Origin of the sequence: Pseudoalteromonas sp. B160, from assembly GCF_037162485.1 — a bacterium.
Taxonomy (GTDB): Bacteria; Pseudomonadota; Gammaproteobacteria; order Enterobacterales; family Alteromonadaceae; genus Pseudoalteromonas; species Pseudoalteromonas rhizosphaerae.
This window is the reverse complement of sequence record NZ_JARLUX010000001.1, coordinates 901,732-922,676: the sequence shown is the minus strand read 5'-3', so window position 1 is coordinate 922,676 and position 20,945 is coordinate 901,732. Positions and strand designations below refer to the sequence as shown.

21 protein-coding genes and 2 pseudogenes are annotated in these 20,945 nt (G+C 40.4%); 10 read left to right on the top strand and 13 right to left on the bottom strand.

The window, feature by feature from the left end; all coding sequences use genetic code 11:
- The first annotated feature begins 136 nt into the window (after window positions 1-136).
- From P4S61_RS04295 to P4S61_RS04285, 3 genes are all read left to right on the top strand, one after another.
- Window positions 137-928, top strand: coding sequence for a LytR/AlgR family response regulator transcription factor (locus P4S61_RS04295; RefSeq protein WP_220493146.1), 792 nt, complete (start codon window positions 137-139; stop codon window positions 926-928).
- A 120-nt stretch (window positions 929-1,048) separates the two neighbouring features.
- Complete coding sequence (locus P4S61_RS04290; RefSeq protein WP_337117837.1) at window positions 1,049-1,882, top strand: CPBP family intramembrane glutamic endopeptidase; 834 nt, start codon at window positions 1,049-1,051, stop codon at window positions 1,880-1,882.
- 10 nt (window positions 1,883-1,892) lie between these two features.
- On the top strand, window positions 1,893-2,141 hold the full coding sequence (locus tag P4S61_RS04285) for a hypothetical protein (RefSeq protein ID WP_145237690.1): 249 nt from the start codon (window positions 1,893-1,895) through the stop codon (window positions 2,139-2,141).
- Window positions 2,142-2,872: 731 nt separating this feature from the next.
- On the opposite strand, the gene P4S61_RS04280 is transcribed toward P4S61_RS04285, so the two are convergent.
- Window positions 2,873-3,766 carry a LysR family transcriptional regulator gene (locus P4S61_RS04280; protein WP_145237687.1) on the bottom strand — a complete coding sequence of 298 codons (894 nt, stop codon included), beginning with the start codon at window positions 3,764-3,766 and terminating at the stop codon, window positions 2,873-2,875.
- A gap of 148 nt (window positions 3,767-3,914) precedes the next feature.
- On the opposite strand from P4S61_RS04280, the gene P4S61_RS04275 reads away from it, so the two are divergent.
- Window positions 3,915-4,670: an SDR family NAD(P)-dependent oxidoreductase gene (locus P4S61_RS04275; protein WP_145237684.1), complete on the top strand. Its 756-nt coding sequence runs from the start codon at window positions 3,915-3,917 to the stop codon at window positions 4,668-4,670.
- A gap of 263 nt (window positions 4,671-4,933) precedes the next feature.
- On the opposite strand, the gene P4S61_RS04270 is transcribed toward P4S61_RS04275, so the two are convergent.
- From P4S61_RS04270 to P4S61_RS04240, 7 genes are all read right to left on the bottom strand, one after another.
- A complete protein-coding gene (locus P4S61_RS04270) occupies window positions 4,934-5,500 on the bottom strand; it encodes a DUF2799 domain-containing protein (protein ID WP_145237681.1) in 567 nt (188 codons plus the stop codon).
- Window positions 5,501-5,660: 160 nt separating this feature from the next.
- Window positions 5,661-6,245 (bottom strand): ShlB/FhaC/HecB family hemolysin secretion/activation protein, encoded by a 585-nt coding sequence (locus tag P4S61_RS04265; protein ID WP_337117833.1) that lies wholly within the window; start codon window positions 6,243-6,245, stop codon window positions 5,661-5,663.
- Between the two features lie 251 nt (window positions 6,246-6,496).
- Window positions 6,497-7,294, bottom strand: coding sequence for a hypothetical protein (locus P4S61_RS04260; RefSeq protein WP_337117832.1), 798 nt, complete (start codon window positions 7,292-7,294; stop codon window positions 6,497-6,499).
- A gap of 128 nt (window positions 7,295-7,422) precedes the next feature.
- Window positions 7,423-7,803: a hypothetical protein gene (locus tag P4S61_RS04255; protein ID WP_145237675.1), complete on the bottom strand. Its 381-nt coding sequence runs from the start codon at window positions 7,801-7,803 to the stop codon at window positions 7,423-7,425.
- Window positions 7,800-8,168 carry a hypothetical protein gene (locus tag P4S61_RS04250; protein ID WP_179959150.1) on the bottom strand — a complete coding sequence of 123 codons (369 nt, stop codon included), beginning with the start codon at window positions 8,166-8,168 and terminating at the stop codon, window positions 7,800-7,802. The genes P4S61_RS04255 and P4S61_RS04250 overlap by 4 nt, the downstream gene beginning before the upstream one ends.
- A 116-nt stretch (window positions 8,169-8,284) precedes the next feature.
- Entirely contained in the window at window positions 8,285-9,175 is an 891-nt protein-coding gene (locus P4S61_RS04245; RefSeq protein WP_145237672.1) for a dienelactone hydrolase family protein, read from the bottom strand.
- An 84-nt stretch (window positions 9,176-9,259) separates the two neighbouring features.
- Complete coding sequence (locus P4S61_RS04240) at window positions 9,260-9,478, bottom strand: hypothetical protein (RefSeq protein ID WP_337117831.1); 219 nt, start codon at window positions 9,476-9,478, stop codon at window positions 9,260-9,262.
- A 211-nt stretch (window positions 9,479-9,689) separates the two neighbouring features.
- Here P4S61_RS04240 and P4S61_RS04235 point away from each other — a divergent pair, with 211 nt between their 5' ends.
- The 4 genes and pseudogenes from P4S61_RS04235 to P4S61_RS04215 all read left to right on the top strand — a co-directional run bounded on the left by P4S61_RS04235 (window position 9,690) and on the right by P4S61_RS04215 (window position 12,840).
- Window positions 9,690-10,553, top strand: coding sequence for a PA4780 family RIO1-like protein kinase (locus P4S61_RS04235; protein ID WP_337117830.1), 864 nt, complete (start codon window positions 9,690-9,692; stop codon window positions 10,551-10,553).
- 118 nt (window positions 10,554-10,671) lie between these two features.
- On the top strand, window positions 10,672-11,004 hold the full coding sequence (locus P4S61_RS04230; RefSeq protein ID WP_145237663.1) for a PBPRA1643 family SWIM/SEC-C metal-binding motif protein: 333 nt from the start codon (window positions 10,672-10,674) through the stop codon (window positions 11,002-11,004).
- Between the two features lie 519 nt (window positions 11,005-11,523).
- Window positions 11,524-12,056, top strand: a pseudogene (locus P4S61_RS22885) (GGDEF domain-containing protein).
- Between the two features lie 199 nt (window positions 12,057-12,255).
- Window positions 12,256-12,840 (top strand): YqaA family protein, encoded by a 585-nt coding sequence (locus P4S61_RS04215; RefSeq protein WP_145237660.1) that lies wholly within the window; start codon window positions 12,256-12,258, stop codon window positions 12,838-12,840.
- 29 nt (window positions 12,841-12,869) lie between these two features.
- On the opposite strand, the gene P4S61_RS04210 is transcribed toward P4S61_RS04215, so the two are convergent.
- Together P4S61_RS04210 and P4S61_RS04205 are read right to left on the bottom strand one after the other, a co-directional pair.
- The gene (locus tag P4S61_RS04210; RefSeq protein ID WP_337117828.1) at window positions 12,870-14,846 is read right to left on the bottom strand and encodes a phytase; all 1,977 of its coding nucleotides are present in this window, start codon (window positions 14,844-14,846) and stop codon (window positions 12,870-12,872) included.
- Window positions 14,847-15,086: 240 nt separating this feature from the next.
- A complete protein-coding gene (locus P4S61_RS04205) occupies window positions 15,087-16,253 on the bottom strand; it encodes a hypothetical protein (protein ID WP_337117827.1) in 1,167 nt (388 codons plus the stop codon).
- Between the two features lie 131 nt (window positions 16,254-16,384).
- Between P4S61_RS04205 and P4S61_RS04200 the strand changes: the two genes are divergently transcribed.
- Together P4S61_RS04200 and P4S61_RS04195 are read left to right on the top strand one after the other, a co-directional pair.
- Entirely contained in the window at window positions 16,385-16,840 is a 456-nt protein-coding gene (locus P4S61_RS04200) for a MarR family winged helix-turn-helix transcriptional regulator (protein ID WP_337117826.1), read from the top strand.
- A gap of 95 nt (window positions 16,841-16,935) precedes the next feature.
- A complete protein-coding gene (locus P4S61_RS04195) occupies window positions 16,936-17,673 on the top strand; it encodes an RIO1 family regulatory kinase/ATPase domain-containing protein (RefSeq protein ID WP_149980918.1) in 738 nt (245 codons plus the stop codon).
- Between the two features lie 44 nt (window positions 17,674-17,717).
- Here P4S61_RS04195 and P4S61_RS04190 read toward each other — a convergent pair whose 3' ends face one another.
- The 3 genes and pseudogenes from P4S61_RS04190 to P4S61_RS04180 all read right to left on the bottom strand — a co-directional run bounded on the left by P4S61_RS04190 (window position 17,718) and on the right by P4S61_RS04180 (window position 20,940).
- Entirely contained in the window at window positions 17,718-19,130 is a 1,413-nt protein-coding gene (locus tag P4S61_RS04190) for a family 43 glycosylhydrolase (RefSeq protein ID WP_337117824.1), read from the bottom strand.
- A 201-nt stretch (window positions 19,131-19,331) separates the two neighbouring features.
- A pseudogene (locus P4S61_RS04185) lies at window positions 19,332-19,798 on the bottom strand (hypothetical protein).
- Entirely contained in the window at window positions 19,798-20,940 is a 1,143-nt protein-coding gene (locus P4S61_RS04180) for a PepSY-associated TM helix domain-containing protein (RefSeq protein ID WP_337117823.1), read from the bottom strand. The pseudogene P4S61_RS04185 and the gene P4S61_RS04180 overlap by 1 nt, the downstream one beginning before the upstream one ends.
- Window positions 20,941-20,945 lie beyond the last annotated feature (5 nt).

Sequence of the window (20,945 nt, the reverse complement as noted above, 5' to 3'; positions counted from 1 at the left end):
GTTTATTTATCTAAACCTTAAAAGCAGATAGTAGAACTGTGGTATTTTAACGGTCGAAAATTTCAGAAGGTGTATAAATAGTGAAGTTGTGGCTTAAGGATGATTTGGACTCAAAAAAACGCTTATTCAAAGAGCGATGCTATTTTCTGTGGTCACCTTAGTAATATTATTCTTGTTTCAACCTTTTGGCACGCACAGCGATACTATTTCCTATAAATATCTGCGTCTGTCTGGTTATGGTTTAGTGACTTTTTGTGCTTTATTGCTGGCTGGGTTCATAGAGATATTATTAAGCCGTAGACGGTTAAATAGCCACATTAGAAAAGGCCTTATTGCTACTTTGTATATTGGCTTTGTAGCGGTATTTAATCACAGTTATTTTGTGGTGGCCATATTAGGTGTTTGGCATTGGCAGAATCAATTGTTGTTTGTTTTTTATATTTTAGCCATTGGTTTGTTTCCGATTATTTTTATGTTTTTAGTTAATCGACATTCAGTTGCTATTACTCAGTCTCAGCCAATTGCCCTTGAGTCAAGCCAAGCGAAAAACGCTACGCTAACCTTAGAAAAACAAATAACCTTAAGAGGTGACAATAAAGATGACATTGTACAAGTCAGTTTGTCGCAGATTTTATTTATCAAATCTGCGGATAATTATTGTGAGCTTGGTATGCTCGAAGATGAAAATTGCAGTCGTAAGTTATTGCGCGGCTCGTTAACCAAACTGTTAAAACAGCTTCCAGCTGACGCTCAGGTGGTACGTTGTCATAGATCTTATGCAGTAAATCTTGGTTTAGTTAAGTTATGGCAAGGTAACGCCGGTGGTTTGCAATTGACTATGCAGGCTGGCGATTTGGTAGTGCCCGTCTCTAGAACCTATGTAGAAGCAACAAAAAAGGCCTTGTCATTCGCCCCTAAGGCTTGTTAATCACCGCAAATTTTTGTCACTAAACCCTAAATAATCAGCTTTAGCCCTAACTCATCGCCATGATGAATTGGGCTTGGCATGCTTAGCTCGAATTTTGAATTTCTTACTAAGCAGGTAACTATGAATCACACAATCAAATCACTAATATTATTAACCACCTTTATGTTCTGTCACTATTTTATGCGTGATTTTTGGGGCGAGAGTTGGAGCGAAGTATTACTTAACCTAGATCAACAAACTTATCTTTTACACACCTTGGCGAAATATCTATTTATCTACGGGCCACTTGTCTTAGTGGCGGTCTTATTATTTAAACAACACCCTTGGTATGACGTAATAGGTGTAAACGTGTCTGGCAGTCAGCACTACTTATTGGCAGCTGTAGCTTGTTGTTTGCCTATGACCTTAGGGTATGCATTCTTAAGTACCGAATTAGACCTCTCACTGCCTGGCATTATTACCGGCTCAGTATATGCTGGGTTGTTTGAAGAAATTATCTTTAGGGCAGCGTTATTTGGGGTGTTATTTCACTTTTGTCGTTGGGGATTTATTCCTGCCGCATTAATTAGCTCGGTTATTTTTGGTCTAGGGCATATTTACCAAGGGCATGATGTTATGTCTGTTGTTATGGCGCTAACCATCACAACTATCGCTGGAACATGGTTTGCGTGGTTATATTGTGAATGTGGATACCGCATTTGGTTTCCTATGTTTATGCATATTTTCATGAATGCAGCTTACGGTATATTTGGCATGTCAGGCGGCGCCGCTGGTGACCTAGAAGGCAACCTTTTCAAGGCCACTGCCATTATTCTAAGTATAATTTATGTGCATATACTGGTGCGTAAAGGGAAAACACGGGAAATAGCCTTTAAAACACTATGGCGCAACAATGGCGATGTTAATTCACAACCTCAACCTCAATCAGAACTAACCACTCAAAACAGCTACTAGGAGAACCACTATGTTTGAATTATTTTTAGTTATGCTAGCCCTTACCTCACCGATTTTAATTATCATCTTTGTGCGTAATTATTTTAATTACAAATCTGAGGTCAATCAGAAGATATTAGCGCTGCAAAAAGACACAGATACCGAAGCGGTGAATAACATGCAGAAAAGGGTAGAGCAGCTGGCTAAAAGAGTGATAGTGCTTGAAAAAATAGTCACCGATAGCAAGTTTGAGTTGGGGCAGGAAATCAGCCAATTGTGATTGATGTAACAGACAACAATAAACGGCTCATGTTGAGCCGTTTTTTGTTTAATAATTTAGTAACCTGGAGGAGCGCTATCTAACAAATAAACTTAGTTTCACGTTACAAAGTTTTATGGTCGGCTAATAGATAATGAGACATGCAAGATTTGCTTGCTGACAGTCGCAAAAACGGCAAGAGCGGCAAGAGCGGCAAGAGCGGCCGTACGTCATTCAGAACCATACGAGAACATTGTGCCAATGCCCGTCATTCGAAGTCACGTCAGTTAAACTGATTTTGCGATAAATTGTCAGTCTAGTTCGCATCTTAAAAGGGAAACTAACGCCCAAAACGGTCATAAACATTTATCACCTGACCGTTGAAAAAACAAACATAATGGACTTTGCCGCTAAGCTTGTAGTGTTTTTTAAAGCCAAAATCTTTAATTAAAAGCCAGAGGGGTCAAAAGCCAGAGGGGTCAAATCTTGACTTCACACATCAAGAATCATCAATGTCCGCTTCTACCACTTTGCCGATATTACGGCTGTGAGCGATAACCCTCAAGATTTCAAAAATACTGTTTATATTTCATAGTGCCCTTAACTGGGAAGCAGTGAATTATATTGAGAGTGAGTCTACGTAAAAAATTTAGTTCTTAAAATATTTTCAAGTGAACCTTTTTGGAATAAGTACAAGGCGGTTTTCACAATAGATGTGTTCAATAACGTGACCCAAAGCGCTGTGACTTTTATTACCTTGCTAGGGTGATTGATTGCAGCCAATTCATAAATACAGTTAGGCGTTTAGTTGGTTGTCTACGTGATGAATAGAGTAAAGACACCGGCATTGGCTCGGCTTCAAATTGAGGTAGGACAGAAATTAGTAGGCCTTTCTTGATGAGGTTTTCTGCACCAATCGCGGGGAGTTGGGCAATGCCAAGCCCTGCTAAGCAAGCATCTAAATAAGCATCTGTGCCATTAACCGCTAGGCTACTTGGCATGGATTGTTGTTTTACCTTGTCGCCTTCCATGTATTCAAATTGGGCATCGAGATTACCAAGCGTATGAGAATATTCGATCAGTTTATGATTGGCTAATTCTGCAAGACTCTGTGGAATACCATATTTTTCAACATAGCTTGGCGACACACAATTTACGCTTCGGTACAGCGTTAATGGGCGAGCGATAAGGCTGCTATCGTCAAGATTACCCACTCGAATGACGCAATCAATGCTTTCTTTAATTATATCAACTCGATAATCTGCGCTGCTGATCTTTAGGCGTATGTTGGGGTATTTTTCGAGGAAGTCGGATAAATGCGGAATGACAACCGTTGTGGCAAAACGACTAGGCATGTCGACTCTGAGTACCCCGCGAACATCATCAGAGTTACGTTGGAACTGGCTTGCCAAAGCGTCTAACTCGGCGAGCAGAACTTGGCACTGTGGTAAGTAAGTCTCGCCGTCTTGAGTTAAGGTGACGCTGCGCGTGCTGCGATGAAAAAGCCGCGTGCCTAATTCACTTTCAAGCCCTTGAATAGCACTTGATACGCTTGACTTTGGCAGGCCAAGTGCGTCTGCTGCCTTGGTAAAGCTGCCAAATTGAGCAACCAATACAAAGCGCTGCATGGCTTCAAACTTGTCCATATCTTCTACCTTTGTTTGTTTTATCCGAACAATGTTATCACTTTTGTCATGTATATCGAACACAATAAATTATCTACTCTGTTCTACGTGGTCAGAGCCGCTATGGTTTAAGGTTTTAAAATTGTTACAGAATAGATTGGAGAGAGTGATGAATAAATTAGCAATTATTACTGGTGCTAGCCGTGGGTTAGGAAGAAACAGTGCTTTAGCGTTAGCTGACAAAGGCATAGACGTTATTTTTACTTATCACAATAATGTTCAAGCGGCACAAGATGTGATTGAAGAGATTCAACAAAAAGGCCAAAAAGCCTTTGCCCTTCAATTGGATACGCGCGATTTTGATGCCATTCCTGAATTTGTTAGTCAGGTTGACGGATTGTTGACCAATGAATTTGCACGAAGCGATTTCGATCATTTGTTAAATAACGCTGGCGTAGGTTTACGGGTAAGTGTTGAAGAAACCACTTATGAAGAGCTAGAAAATATGCTGGCAATCCATGTAAAGGGACCTTTCTTTTTAACGCAAGCATTATTACCGCATATTAAAGACGGCGGTCATATTCTCAATATTTCTTCAGGTTTGGCACGTTTTAGTATGCCAGGTTCAAGTGCCTACGCGATGGCCAAAGGTGCAGTCGAAGTCATGACACGCTATATGGCAAAAGAGTTCGCAAACCGACAAATTCGCGTAAATACCTTGGCACCAGGTGCTATTGCGACAGACTTTGGCGGTGGTAATGTGCGTGACAACCAACAAGTGAACCAAATGGTGGCATCTGTTACCGCTTTGGGTCGGGTTGGGGAGGCTGACGATATTGGTAAAGCCGTTGCCATGTTGCTTAGTGAAGACAGCGGCTGGATTACGGGACAGCGAATTGAAGCGTCTGGCGGTATGTTTCTTTAATTTTCAGCTAATATTAGTGCTCTGCCGCATTATTTTTTATAAGGATTCAAAGCCCTCTGCGTGAGGGCTTCATCGCTACTATAAAGCTCTTAATATATTGTCAGAATTAGTTAAACTCGAGCAGTGTTTACTGGCTCAGACTTGCTTTGACAGTTCAAGTTAAGACTTATTCACATAAATTACAGTGGTTTTTTTTAATCTGAATTTTGCTTTCGCTTTTTGCATTAACCCAGCCCTATTATTACAGGCTGGGCAGAAGGTAATTAAGGAAAGGTAATTTCAACTGTTGAGGCTTTATTCAATAGTGGTAATAAGGATTTTTCGCGTCTTAAGTCCTTTAACTCACGTTCTAATTGGCGTTGCTGTGTATTTAGCTCTTTACGCTGCGTTTGCGTGATGTTATTGCTGTTTAATTGCTGATTAAGTTCAGAGAGTTGTTGTTTTAGCTCGGTTATACGGTTATCAATTTCTATACGACGTTGTTGAATTTGATAACGGTCGTTACCTTCTTCCCACGCTTTTCGAAATGCACGGCTGTTACATACACCGTTATACGAGACTCCGCGCATAGCAAGAGTAAAGCCGTTTTCAGGTTGACAATACACCGCTAAACCACTTTCGTAGCTACTTTTAAATTGTGCTATGTTTGGGGTAATATTGTAATCGTTACACGTCGCGATCTTTGTTATACCATCGGCATAATCACCACCATTTACGCCGTGTTCATAACCTAAACTTTGCCAATTAGCGACTTTACACTCATCTTGACTTAACGTTGTGCAGCCATTTAGTAGTGCTATACAACTTAATATAAATAAACGATTTGGCATAAACTTCCTGTTCTGTATCGGATTTACTGACATTTTAAATGATCTTTAGCATCGACATTTTTGTTTTGCCGATGCCTTATCTTACTTGCGATCGCTATAAAAAATACACATTTAAATATGTTATAGACTAATTTTATGTAACAAATCTAGTCGATACAAATTAAAAAGTTGTACCCACCGATAATCCAAGTTGCCATGAGTCGACCGCTTGGTAATTACCAAGGGGTTTACTTAAATCGATATGTACGACGTTGTCATTACTAGAGCGCGATGAGAACAGACGAATACCTAAACCAACACTACTAAGCGTACTATCAGTGATATTAGGTGTTTGCACTTTGCCAGAGGCACGCCCAACATCGACAAAGCCCACAAAACCTACATCGGCAATTTGATATAAATTTATGTTTGGATATATACGTATCTCTGCGCTAGCTTGTATACTTTGTGTGCCATGTTGGTAACTTTGTGGAAAGCCGCGCATACCTTCTTCACCACCTACAGCAAGTGGTTGTTCAGCGAATTCGGTATTTTGCCACTGTGCATTTATATGACCATACAAGGCAAATAAAGGGGAGAGACGCAGGTTAACTTGCCCTTTAGAAAATAAAGCGACACGATCTTCAAGTTCAGTACCAATTTCGGCATTTAAGCCGCCGCTAAATCTAAACAGGGTGGATGAATCGCTCGCCCAGGCTTTGTCGATCCCCGTTTCAACAATAAAGCCTTCACCAGGATTAATCATATCAGCACCAAATTTGGCGTTTAATTCCCAGCCAAGGTTAATATCTTCGCTGTGATTGATAAGGTCGATGTCTTGAAGTACGGTAAAATCATCTTGTATCCAGTGAACGCCAAGCCAAGGTGTTGCAATGGTAAAGTTATTTAAGTTAGCGGGAAGCGGTGTGTTGGCAACTTGATCATAGCGGGTGTCTTGATAATCAATCCCCGTAAGCCAATGCGTTGTTGCGCTGCTGTCTTGTGACCATACGCCACCTACTGCAAGCTGCCCTTGTGTATCATCAGAAAAAAACTCAGAGCGAGTTTCGCCATTTTGATATATAGAGGTTTTTGTTGTTGTGTTTTAGCATAATAACGTCTTAGAGCATCACTACTTCGTTGATAAAAAGGTTGTTGATAGTCAAACATAAAAACTTGTCCATCGTCATAGTCATCGGCTTGCAAGCTCAATGTCGCATGCGGTTGCCACGGCACAGGCATTTGCAGCATGGTATGATAACCGCTGCGTTCGTGATCTGTTTTATATTTTACTGATGCGCGTATGCCATAGCCTAAAAAGTTTTCTTCTTTAAAACCAATGCTGAACTTGTTATTGCCACTGCTGCGACCAAAATCAATGGTTGGTAATAAACTCCAGGTGTCCCATGTTTCAACAATTACGGCTTGGTCATTGTTGTCATTACAGTTTGGCGTTGTGCTGATCTTTGCGTCGCGAATATATTTTTTCTTACGCAGGATACGCTCAGCTTCTCTTAATTGCGTGTCATCGACTTGTTCGCCTATCTGAAATGGTAACTGCTCATGAATAACTGCTTTACGAGTATCAATATGTAACCAATTAATAAAGCGATGTAAGGCTGTGGTTTCAGGTGAATGCGGATCAAAAATTGGATTGTTTTTGATAATTATTTCACCAAGCGGTGCATTTGGTTCAATGGTCGCAGGCTGGGGCTCAATAGCATTACAACTCGATATGGACTCGAGTGAGTTAGCAGTCTCTGCATTGCTACAGCAGCAGTAAAATAAACAGCTAGTTAAGATGATGCGTTTCATAAGTGCCTGAGTTTAATGACTGCGTTGAACATGAGTCTGTTCAGCGCAGTGTGGTAGTAATTTAAACTCAGCATAGAAGGCAATACTTAAGGAAAGCTTAACTTAAACTGAAAGTTTGATTAGCCAATCTAAAGCGGTTTTTTACTGCGAGGAGCGCCTAGTACAATCGCTATTTGGCAGACACATATCGACAAAAATCCACTTATGCCCAAAGCTCCGCCAAAATTACTAAGGTAAGGCACTAAATTATCAAACAAAATCGAAAAAATAACACTGGCAGAAAACAGCGTGTAAATACCAAAGCGTTTTGGTGCGCTCATGCCTATAAATGTGCCACCAAAAAAAATGCTGCTATATAGCTCTGCGTTGAACTCGGTGGCAAGTAAAATAAGGTAAGCGATAATAGCTAAAATTGCTGACGCTCTAATCGCATCTAGACGGTTGTGCTTCGCTAAATAAAAGGTCAAAAACGCGCCAAGTAAAGCAAGTGTTACCGATGATAAACTCATGCCGCGAGCCCTTTAGCTAATACAAACAAAGCAACACTAATAAAGGCAATACTTCCTAATTTACCACCAAAGCCAGTAAACACTTTAGTCGTCAGTACGTATAAAATAGCCCCAATCAATGAAATAATTGCTAATTCCCAATAGGTATTAATCAACCCCTGAGAGCACATTCCAGCAAAACTACCAGCATAAACAGCTGCGTAAGGATGATTTGCATACTGTTTTGGAAAAGGAATAAAGCTGCCAATAAGTCCGGTTAGGCAAGATGCAATAACCGCAGGCACTGCAAATTGCGTATGAAGGGTAAAACAAGCGACACATCCACTAAAAAAAGCGATGTATTTTAGGAGAAAAAATTTAGTCATAGAGTCGGTGATTTTTCTTAACTGAAGTACTTAATTCTGAATGAAGTTAGTGCTAGCTTATTATGCTTGGCACTAACATTATGCAATTAATCAAGGTGCAATTAAACTAGATATAATTAAACAAGGTGTTGCTCAAAAAATGCTAAAGTTCGTTGCCATGCAAGTTCTGCATTCGGTTTATCGTAACGGCCCGTTGAGTCATTATGAAAACCGTGATTGGCATCTTTATACATATACATTTTGTAATCTACATTGAGACTTTTTAAATCGCGCTCATAGTCAGGCCATGTTGCATTTACGCGCTCATCAAGCTCGGCTAATTGGATCATTAACGGGGCTTTAATATTTTTGCGCAGAGCTTCGCTGGCGGGCGTGCCGTAAAATGGTACTCCGGCGCTTAATAATGATGAATCAACCGCAGCGAGGTAATTGACAATATAACCGCCAAAACAAAATCCAACGGCACCAAGTTTACCATTACTGAGTGGGTGTGATTTTAAATAGTGGGCTGCGGCAACAAAATCATTTTGAATTTTCTCTTTATCCATTGAGCTTTGCATGGCTCGCCCTTCGTCATCATTACCCGGATAACCACCTAGCGGAAATAGCGCATCGGGTGCAAAAGCGACAAAACCCGCTTTGGCTAAACGACGGGCCACATCTTTTACATAGGGGTTTAAGCCTCGGTTTTCATGCACCACTAAGACTACCGGGCGCTTGCCCTTTAATAGCGTTGGCACTACTAAATAACCTTGTCCTTTGTTATGACCATTGGGAGAATCAAAACTTTGGTAAGTTGCTTTAATTGATTCATCATTAAACGAAACTTGTTCGGCTAAGGCATAATTTGGTAATAACGCTGAAGTGAGCACTGTCATTGAATAACCAAGGGCGACTAAGCCACCAAGTTTTTTCATAAACGTGCGTCTATCCATTTTGCCATGAGCGTATTCATCGTACCAATCAAAGGCTTCTTGAGGGATGTGATCTGAATGTGGGTTATTCATTGCAGTGCCTATATGTTATTGATTTAAGATTTAATAACATAGCTGAGAGAACTCAAAATGTATATTGCTGTATGATTAATATACCTAGCTAACTTCTTCACCGGCATGTTTTGCGGCTAATTCATCAAGTTCTGCGCAAGTGTAATCAAACCCCGCGCCATCGAATTGATAATTTACTTTAACGTCAAAACCACCATTAAGAAGTTTTGTTTTTACCTGGGCGACAGGCCAATGCTTTAATTCGTTTAAAAAACGATTAGCGATTTGACCAGATTGAAAGCGATAGCGTATTTCTGAATTCATATAAAGTAAGTATAATTTGGGCTGTTAACTTCGCAGTTTGTGGATTTAGCCGATTTAGTCAAGTTTTTTGTTCTTTAACATGCTTGATAAGTTCAATTGTGCGCTTATTAGCATTGGTTTTCGTCTGCTTTTGCTTTAACGTAAGGGTCTGTCAGATAAAATAGTTTGCGAGAAGATTACAAGGTATGCCTAAGTACGGTATAAGAGTGTCATGAAAACGCCAAAACAGATTTTACCGTTAATAGAAGACGGTATCGTTGATGAAGTCATCAGCCAATTAATGAGTGGAAAAGAAGCCTCGGTTTATGTGGTTCGCTGTGGCGAGCATATTCGCTGTGCGAAAGTGTACAAAGATGTACAACACCGAAGTTTTAAACAAGCAGTAAAATACCAAGAAGGACGTAAAGTACGCAATAGTCGCCGCGGTCGTGCGATGGAAAAAGGCTCTAAGTTTGGTCGTAAAGAACAAGAAAACGTGTGGCAAAATGCAGAAGTAGATGCGCTTTTCACGCTTTCTCGGGTTGGCGTAAAAGTACCACAACCTCATGGTTGTTACGATGGTGTACTGATCATGGATTTAGTCACCGATAATGATGGTGATGTTGCGCCGCGTTTAAATGATGTGAGTTTAACTGCTGAGCAGGCAATTGAAGATCACGCTACTATGGTTCATTACATTCGCTTAATGCTATGTGCGGGTATTGTGCATGGTGATTTGTCTGAATTTAATGTGTTAGTAGATAGCTACGGTCCGGTGGTGATTGATTTACCGCAGGCAGTAAATGCGGCGGCGAATAACAATGCGCAAGAAATGTTTTTACGTGATGTACGCAACATGCGCTTGTATTACGGGCAGTACGCACCAGAAATACTCGATACGCGTTTTGGTGAAGAAATGTGGGCTTTGTATCAAGCGGGTGAATTAACAGCAGAAACTGTTCTTTACGGTGAGGTTGCAGATAACCATGTTGAGGCTGATGTTGATTCAGTGCTTGATGAAATCAAAGCTGCATTTGAGCAAATGCAAGAAAACCAAGAGCGAATAAAAGCAGCACAAGCACCTGAAGACGACTAAAGTTTATTAGCTTCATTATCGATTTTAAAGATGCGCGCTAACAGCATTAAATTCTGTTAGACTGCGCAGCCTTTAGCTACTCGCGGTGAGTTGCTTTAAATGACAGTTAGGAACGCAGGTGTCAAAATTTTTCTATCGTGGTAAGCCCGATATTATGGGTAAAAATAATCAAGGTACTTATCAGCCTAAACCGAAAGTAAAACCTGGTAGCGAAGAAAATCCGCTCGTTTTACAGGTGCAAAGCGCTGCACGTGAGCTTGAAATAAACGCTATTTTGATAGCTAATGATTTATTTGCAGATATTCGTGTTGATAGTACGCTTGCTGAAGATATTACTCCTTTAGATATTGTGCTTAATAAACCTGTTACTCAAGTTTTTGAAAAAACACCACAACGTAATGATCCATGTTCGTGTGGCAGTAATAAAAAATACAAAAAATGCTGTGGTTAAAATACCTTGTTTAGGTGTGTAAACTCAGGTTGGTGCTGGTGTTAGGAACTTAAAAAATCAGCTCCAGTGATATAAAACGGCAGTTGTATTTAAAAGCTATATATTCATTAGCTTGTGATAGCGTTATTTAATATAGCGCTCACTTAATCAGCGAAACGTGTATGAAATACAGTGATAATAAACTTCAACAACAAACGGCAAAAAACACCTTACAACACGTGTTTTCAGCTGTATTTGTAGTTACTCTGTTTTTAATAGTTACCTCGTATATTTATTTCTATCCTGAATTAGATAACAGTATTTTTTAATGGTGTCCTTACCGACGCAATTAACCTATTAATTGTGGTGGCTATTTTTATCATTGTCCAAAGGGCCAACTTATCAGTTTTTGCTTATGTTAATTTAAGCATCGGTTTATTATTGTGGTCGGCGGGTTTAACCTTTGATCTACTTGATGAAGTGCTGATCCAGCCTTTGTTTATTGGTATTTATGTTGAGGATGTTTTACGTACTGCAGGCATGTTGTTTACTTGTTATGGTTTAAAGCTAACTATAGGCGATTTAACAAGTGTGCAGCAGCAGTTATCAAAAGAGCTGATCACTGATTATTTAACCCAAATAGCGAACCGCCAATTCTTTTATCAATATATGCAAAAAAATCAATCAGCCCCGTATACAATTTTGCTTATTGATATCGATTTTTTTAAAGTGATTAATGATCAGTTTGGTCACGATAGGGGGATCAAGTACTGATCGAATTATCATCTTTATATGCCAAAGCTTTACCGAATAATAGTGTCTTTGCACGTTTAGGTGGTGAAGAGTTTGCAATATACCTGCCCGGTGATAACCGACCAAAAGCCTGCGATTTAAGTGAGCAATTACTATCACTTGCACATACCATTGAACTTGCTGCTAATCGAACGGTAAGTGTAAGTATTGGTGTGTCATTTAAGGCCCCAGAAGAAGCGTTTAATGAGGTAGTTAAACGTGCTGATCAAGCCTTGTACAAAGCGAAAAATAGCGGCCGTAGCCAATATTACATTGCTTAATCCCTAAGCGATTGATTACAGTAAAATTTACAATTTTAATTGGGGGTTTTTACACTATCAGTTAAATTTATTTGCCTGTTCCTGTTAAATTTTATTAAAAAATGCTTATAAAACAATGTACTTATTAATTATGCAAGGCTGGTATTGAGCTTGCAATATGCTTATAAATATAACTTATAAGCACTACCAAGGTGATACTATGGCTGTTATGCAGCGCTTAAAGCAAAAAACACGACAATTTATTGATTCAAAGCATATGTTAACCAGCATAACGGCGGCTTCATTTTTAGAGTCAACAATAGTTCCTATTCCTCTTGAAGCAGTATTGGTGCCGTTGATGCAAGCGCGGCGTGAAAAGCTTTGGCTGATAGCCTTAATGGCGACTTTAGGCTGTATTATTGGGGCCTTGTTTGGTTACGCGCTTGGCTATTACTTGTTTGATGCGGTTGGCGATTGGGTGATCAATACCTTTTCAAATCCAGAGCAGTTTGAACACGTAGAACAACAAATGCAGCAGCAAGGTTTTTGGTTTGTAATAATGTTGGGGATAGTGCCAATTCCTTTTCAAATAGCTATGCTCGCAGCGGGTGCGACCAAATATTCATTAATAATGTTTTTAATTGCAACGACTATTGCTCGCTCAATTCGGTATTTTGGTCTGGCGCTGGTGGTGTATTATGCTGGCAATCAAGCAGAGCGAATTATTACAAAACATAAAACCAAAGCAATGCTTGGTTTGACTGTGTTGGTGTTAGTTATTTGGTGGTTAACAACGGTAATATAGCCGCCAAGTGACGGCTATATTTGTTTAGTTTACTTAACATCGCCATGGATAAGTGAATGTACTTGGCGCCAATCCACCAGTTTAAAATTTTGTGGTTGCTGTGGCATACGATTGTAGCCATCTTGCACTATTAATACGCCAAGAGGGTAGCCAGGCAGCGGTTTGGCTGTAACGGTTAAGCCATCGGTTTCTGACACGCCATCAATACCGTTATTTAAGTTTGCAAGAATATTAAACTTACTGACAAACTCAAGGGTAGGGTGTTTTTCACCTTTATTTATGCGATACACGACATAACTATCGTCACCTTGGCTAGATACCACTAATAAGCGCTCGTCTTTACCATGATAAATCTCCATACCTTCTACATCATCAACTAGCATTTCATTCACGGATTGCAATAAAATAGGCGCTTGCTGTGAATCAGGCTCTGCTTGGATAAACCAAATACCAGCGTCTTCCTCACCGGCAAAAAGTTCCCCATTTTTATCGTCACTACTACAGCCTTCTGGTTGGCTAGGTAGATTAAATTCGCGCACCAGTTTGCCCGAGACTTGTTGCTGTTGGCTGGTTATTTTATATTGCTGATATAACCCTGATTTATCATTCACAAATACATAGTCACCTGATTTCGATGAATACATGCATAAGCCATAAATCTCACTCAAATTGGTAGCCACGCTACCTAAGTGGTGTACGCTGTTTTGTATGTCGACAGTGAACAAACTAATGCTATTTTCACTACGGTTACTGGCTGCAATTAGAGTGTGAGTTGGGTTGTTGATATTACTACTTTGACGAACGTCAACATTGTTAACTCTACCTACGTCAAGGCTTTGAATTTGCTCTCCAGCTAAGTTATAGATCATCAGTCCGCGACGTTTATCGGTGCCAATGATCAAGCTTTTAGCGGCGTCGGTTGGATGCACCCAGATGGCTGGATCGTCTGCGGCATCACCAAATGCTGCAACTGGTGTCGTTTGCACGTTTGCATACACATGTGCTGTTTTTGCAGTGGTGGTGTTGGTTTTTGTCGTACTGGTGATTGGGTCTAAAATTAACTGGCTGCTGCGGTACGCGCCACTTTCATCGTCATACATAATGGCTTGAGCAGTAGTGGCGTTATTATCAATTACCACAGAACCAATACTGAGATCTCCAGAGACACGCCACTTTTGTTGTATACCTTGCTCTGGATTATATCGGTATAGGGTGTTATTGCTGCTGCTAGTAAACCAGAGGCTGCCATCAGTGCTGGTGGTTAATGCGCCAATACCGCTGGCCAGTTCACCAAAGGGAGCAACCATGGTAAGAGGTTGTTTACTCGCTGAAGATTCTGCATTGGCGTTCATTTGCCAAATGCCAAGTTCTTCTTCACTGATAAATAATTGTTGGCTTACATCATTAACCGCACAACCCGCAGCTTCATTTACACCGGCAAATTCTCGGACCGCAATGTTAGTGGTTTGCTCTGTGGCAAAGTTATAAATTAAGGTTTCGCGCATTAAGCCGCGAACATCAGCAACAAAAGCAGAAATACTCCCCGTATTGTGATTGTTAAATAGGCAGACCGCTTCAGGTTTTGCTTGCGGTGCAACAATCGGTGTGTGCTCCGTTAGCTGCCAGTTGCCGTTACTTTTAGTTAGGGTGAAAATGGCAACCAGATCACGTTCGTTATCAATACTGGTCACTAAAAAGCGATTATCGCCAATAGTACGCACTGACAGAGTTTCAAAGTTACCCGCGTTAAGTACTTCGCTATGTTGTTTATTTTGCTCTACTACAATTAAGCCTTGGCTTTCACTGGCTAGTAACCATGCATCATCAAAAAGCCAAGCAGCTTGCGAACCTTGAACATTATTTTGTTGCCAAAATGGTGCGCTGTTAAGCTTTAGTGTAGTTTGGCTTGGTTGAGTGGAATTAACATCTTGGCTGCTGCAAGCGCCTAATGTTGCTGTGAGTGTTAATATGCTCAGTGCATAAGCAAGTGGTTTAAGTGTTGGCACGAGTAAAGTCCTAAGTTAGCCATGTATGCGATGCAAGCTAAATAACTTTTATGACAAAACCGTGACAAAAGAAAGACTTCTGCAGTGAGAGTAAAGCTATTTAGGTTTCCTTTCATTCAATGCTTTTTATTTTATCTATCTGTTTTTATTGGTTTTAATTTTTAATTGTTAGTTTTAAAATGACCCATTAGGGCATCGCTTTCATGCTGAGCTGATGTGACCCTAAGCATGATATAGCGGTTATTTTTCTGTGATGGTGGTGTGTATTTCTGTTTTCATTTGCGCTAATGCTTGCAGCACGGAACGTTGCCAAATAGCTTTAAATGCCTTACTAAATAAATATAAGAAGAGCAAAGGCATGATAAATAATTTGATGATTAGTAACGACACTAAGTTTAAAAATTCAATAAATAAGCCCTCTAAAGAATTAGCCATATCTGTAATGCCAGTGGTAACGGTATCAACGACTTTGCTAATTAAATTGCCAGAATTACCTGCTAGTTGGTCGTTATAATCATGCAGCTGTTGTTGCAGTTGAGCTTTCTGTTGATATAACGCGGCGAACTGATTGTTGATAGATGCTTGTTGTTGCTTTAACTCGCGTTGTTTTTGCAGTAATTGTTTAGCCTCGGGAAGCTCTGTTAAGGTGAGTTTTTCGGCTAAACTGCGGGTCGTTTGAATGGCGTCAATTTGCTTATTTAATTGCTCAAGCTGCTGTTGGTTATCTGTAATAATTGCTTTTAATTGTTGTTGCTGAACGGCAATAAGTTCGAGTTCATCGAGAGTTGTTTGCTTGTCACTGTTAATTTTTGCGCTCAGTTGTGCTGATAGTGTGGAGGTTGCATTAGCCTGTACGCTAAGTGTGTCAACGGTCTTTTCAACATATTGATTTTGATAATTAATTTCTTCATCTAGAAAGGCTTGGCTGGCAAGCCCAGTTGCAAGTACTACAAATGGAATTAAAAACCGCACTAAAATCAGGCTAGCGAGTAACTTACCTTTAAGCTGTTTTAAATACCCAAAATAATCACAGACTAAATAACTAATGACGATGGCGGTAAACAAGGTGCTAAAAAATACCCCTGATGAAATAGTAAATAAAATCCGCTGGATAAACAGTGAGCCTAATGATATGCGCATCGCATCGGCAATGTATTCGGCTAAATCGTTCACCGGATCAAGCAATTGTGCAGGCGCTATGCTGGCTATACCAATACCGACTTCAGCCGACTGCAATAAAGAAATAATGCCGTTAACACTGCGCGCAGAAGCATAAACTAATGATGACTGCACTAAGGTTTGGTCAAGAAAATCCATGACATAGCTGTTAAATTGCTCTGACCAGCAAAGTAGTAGCAGTATAAGTATGGCAATATACTTGATAACATCTCGTTGTTTACTTTGCATGTATTCCTCAATAACATTAGTTAGCTTGTTTGACGCTACACTAATTAGGTGTCACTACGCAATTATGTTTGATTGAATTATTATAGGTATTAATGGTCAATGAGTGACCTTCACGCAGTTTTTGAGAATTTATGAAAGAGTCCGCTTCACTTGTACAATGTTGTATTGATGATCTTGATCCCGTTCAAGATCTGGGTCGGTTAGTTGCTTATTTACGGTCAAATTTAGTAACTCATCTAGATGCTGGCCTTACGCCAATGGATTTAACTTCGGCGCAATATATTGTTGTGGTGCTATTAGCTCGAGGCAAAGTGCATACTTTGGCAGAGCTATGTGAGCATATGGTTTATGATCGTGGCGCGATGAGCCGTTTGTTGTCTCGTTTAGAAGAAAAAGGCTTAGTTGCAAAACAACAATCCGCAGAAGATCGCCGCTCTACGCTATTATGCCTTACGGAAAAAGGCCAACAGCTTTACCCTGAAATACTCCCTATTGTGAATAATATTTACCGCACAGCACTAATCGACTTTTCTGATGATGAAAAAAACTGTTGGCAAAGCTGTTATTTAGAGCAATCCATAATTTGAAATCGTAAATCTAGCTAAGGGTTATATTGCTGTGAGTGCAGAGATTTGATAATATAGTTGCCTAGGCATTTATATTTAACAAGTCGCAGGGTGTTATGATCGAAGCTACTTTATTACAGCAGTTACAGCAGCAATTTCCAGAACATCAGTTTGCAGCCGAAAATTTAAATGTTGTTCATACCGGACGTTTTGCAAATGCTATTGTCTATCGTTATACCGATCAGCAACTCGATTTAGTCATTAAAGATTTTCAACATAGCCCTTGGTGGGTGAGAAAAACCTTTGCGCCTTTATCGGTGAATCAAGAGTATAAAGGGCTGGCTCGTTTAGCTGGCATAACTGGAGTGAGTGGGCGATTTTTACGATTATCGCCGATTGCTGTTGCCTATGACTATATTACAGGCACACCACTTAAACAGTTAGTACAACAAAAAGAAGTGCTACCCGTTAGTTTTTTTAAAGATTTTGAACGACTGGTTGCATTAATGCATCGCCGAGGGGTTGTACATTTAGATTTGCGCAATTTGGGTAATGTGCTTTGTAGTGATGATGGTAAACCGTATATCATCGATTTTCAGTCGACGATACGATACGCGCGATTTCCTCGCTGGTTACAGCAATTTATGCGTGGTGCAGATATGTCGGGTGTTTATAAAGCATGGGCAAAGCTTGCTGATCAACCTCTGCCAGATGCCAAAGCTGATTATTTAAGTAATTTTAATCATGTTAGAAAGCGTTGGATTTTTAGAGGTTACCCGATCCAACGTGCATATATGTGGGGATGTGGAATAGCTACGCAAATCGCCTCCGCTATCATGGAGCGTTTTTTATAAAGCGCGTTATTACACGCTTTATAAATGTTGTTAAGTTGGCTGGTTTAAAATCTTGGCCAACCATTTGAGTCCCAATTTAGTGTGCTGATCAATAGTTTTGGCACACCGTTGTCACCTTTATCATAAGCATGGCGAACCATTACATCGGTATTAAGAATATCTTGGCCGCCAGGTCCGGCCCACTGGCTGTTACCAGCATCTAAAATACTGCCACCACCAGAGAGCATATTGTTGCCATTCTTGTCTAAGTAAGGACCACGAATATCCGTTGCACGCCCATATGCGATACGATAGGTGCTATCGGTTCCTGCGCAACATTTACCAACAGATACAAATAGGTAGTAATATCCTTGGCGATAGATGATCGTTGGTGCTTCAATGCCACCTGAGCGGCTAGCAAGGGAATAGAGCTCACCAAATGGTTTCATCGTTATTGGGTTGATCCGCATTAACTTGATACCTGAATTCCACGAACCGAATGTTAACCATGGCGCACCATCTTTGGCGACGACTAAATCTGGGTCAATGGCATTGTAGTTATTGCTGTTGGTGGTGTTTATCACTAAACCATCATCACGCCAATTACCGGCAGAGATACTACTTGCTGAGGTTAAACCAATTGCCGAAACACGCGAGCCAAAGGTTGATATTGCATAATAAAGCCAGCTGCGGCCATTGTAACTTTTAAGTTCAGGCGCCCAAACATCAATGCCATCGTGTTCAGACACATAGTTAGACCACCAATTTAAGCCATTGGGAAAAATCGCTGCGGCATCATTCCAAGCAACGCCATTATTTGACCACTTTCCAGCGATACCAGGCCCAGTTTGAAATATCCACCACGTGCCATTTTCGTAACTGATGGTTGGATCGTGAGTGACTAAACTACCGGTTAATGGCCAATGATCCGTTGCGCCATTGGTAGTTGAAGGATCAAAGGGAGCGGATTCTACGTTGGCCAGTTTATTGAGCTGCCAAAGCTGTGCATCACTGCCATTGTATGCCCATTGGCTGATATTAGCCCCGTCATTGCCGTCAAAGTCATACAGATCGAGCGCTTTTTGGCTATTGGCATTGATAAAGCTCACATAGCCGTTGCCTTCGCTATTAATTTGCCAATGCTGCGTTGCACCAGCGCTATAGTCATATTGGACTACGTTTGCGCCATCACTAGTTGACCACTCAAAGACCTCCATTGCTTTACCGCTGTTAAGGTTTATTACAGAGTAGTTATTATTTTCAACCTGAGTAATGAGCCAACGTTGGGTATCGTGATTAGTATTAGCCCATTGGCTAATATTCGCGCCATCCGCAGTTGATGCATTGGCGACTTCGACAAATTTGGCGCTATATTTTGATTTTATGGTATAGACACCATTATCGATAGCGAATGCATTATTAAAAAATGGGCTGGCGGCTAAACTAAGCCAGCAAAGTAATTGTGTGGAAAATTTCATTTTATCTCCAAAGTACTGTGTGTGTATGATCCGATAGCTCAAGCAAATTTAGCATTCGATGAGCAGCTCAACGATTAACCTTTAAAAGATTAATTATAATACTTTATTATATTATTACTTTTGTAAAGATAAATGGTGATTTAAGTTAAATAAAGGTTGGGTTTGGGTGGGCGTGGGAGCATGTTTTGCTCCCCATTGTTGTTAGTTAATAAACTGGCTTGGAATTTCCCAGCTTTGAACTAGCAATTCACCTTGCCACGTTTGGAGTGTGATCCATGCCTTATCTTTGCTGGTTATTAATTTTGGTGCAATAGCGTGCACATGTTGACCATGACGCGTGCCATGTAAAATACCTTCATCGGCTTTTGATAACTGACTAAGTGGTAAAGGAGTGGGGCCAATATTCATGTAACCTTGGCGTACATCTGCTATTTTTCCTTTATTAAACATTACCATAAAATCTTTAACGTATTCACCATGGTGGCTATAGGGGGCGCCATATTAAGTGGCATGGGTGCAAGGGTAAACTCTCCCATTGTTTGCTCGCCCCATGAGTCAGGAAATATGAGAATCATTGATTGATATAAAAACCAAAATGGTAAAATTAAAATACTAGCATGTAGTAGATACTTATAGCGTTGCCACCAAGTACTTTTAAGTCGCGCCATTATTGTGCCTCCTGAATATAGTCAGTCGTTAGCAGCTGCGCCTTTGTTGTCTTAGCTAACTTACTACGCCACATCATAAAGCCTGTAATAGACATACCGCTTAAGATCACGCCAAAAATAAACCAAACTAGCTTGGTCCAGATCCCGCCAATTGTGCCGTAATGCAAAGGGTCTGCAATATGAGAAATAGTTTGTAGAGCGTTCATTGATCCAGGACTTTTAGTCTGTGCTAATTCGCCTGTCCAAGGATTTATTGTCGTTGAGAACGCATAGTCATCATAGAAAATAGTGTTGTTCGAGCCGCTGATACTGTACATGCCTCGGCTATGTTCTGGGAACATGATGTAATGAGGTTCAAAGTCAGTAAACTGCTGCTTAGTGAGCTGTAGAGCCTGACTTAGACTGATGGCCGGTACCGTTTTAGAGGTGGGCAAATCAGCTATGCTTACCAGCGGCGGATGCTCTTCAATATCAATTTCGTTATGCCACATAATTGCTTGAGTTAAATACCAAAACCCCGTTAAGCTCATAATGAGTAAAAACCACATAGACCAGACGCCAGCCAAGCTATGTAAATCTTTTAGTAAGGTTTTTTTACCTTGATTAAAGCGCAATTTAGGCTGAGTAAAAGCACACCAGAAATTTTTATAAATAATCAGCCCGGTGACTAATGCGCCAAACATGACTATTGCCATTGTAGATACAAGATAATAACCGACGCTATAACCAGATTGCCATGGAAACAACAGCCAACCATGTAACGCGCGCATAAAACCAATAAAGGTGATGCCTTGATTAACTGCTTGTATTTGCCCTGTGTACTGATTTACGTAGGCAATTGCTTGGGGTTTATTGTGATCTGTAAAAATAATAGCGTTTACTAAATACGGTTCATACACCAATACTGATGTGATATCAGCAGTTGGATGTTGTTGTTCTACTGCTGCTATTAATTCATCGATTGGTTTTGCAGGCAAATTGTTAGGATTACTTGCTCGAGCAGCAGGGTTGGTTAACCAGGTAAGCTCATGACTCACTACAGAGAGAGTGCCTGTAATACAAATAAAACAGAATAAAACCCATACAGGCAATGAGAACCAGCCATGTAATTGAAACCAAAATCGCTTGCTTACTTTAGCCATAGTGA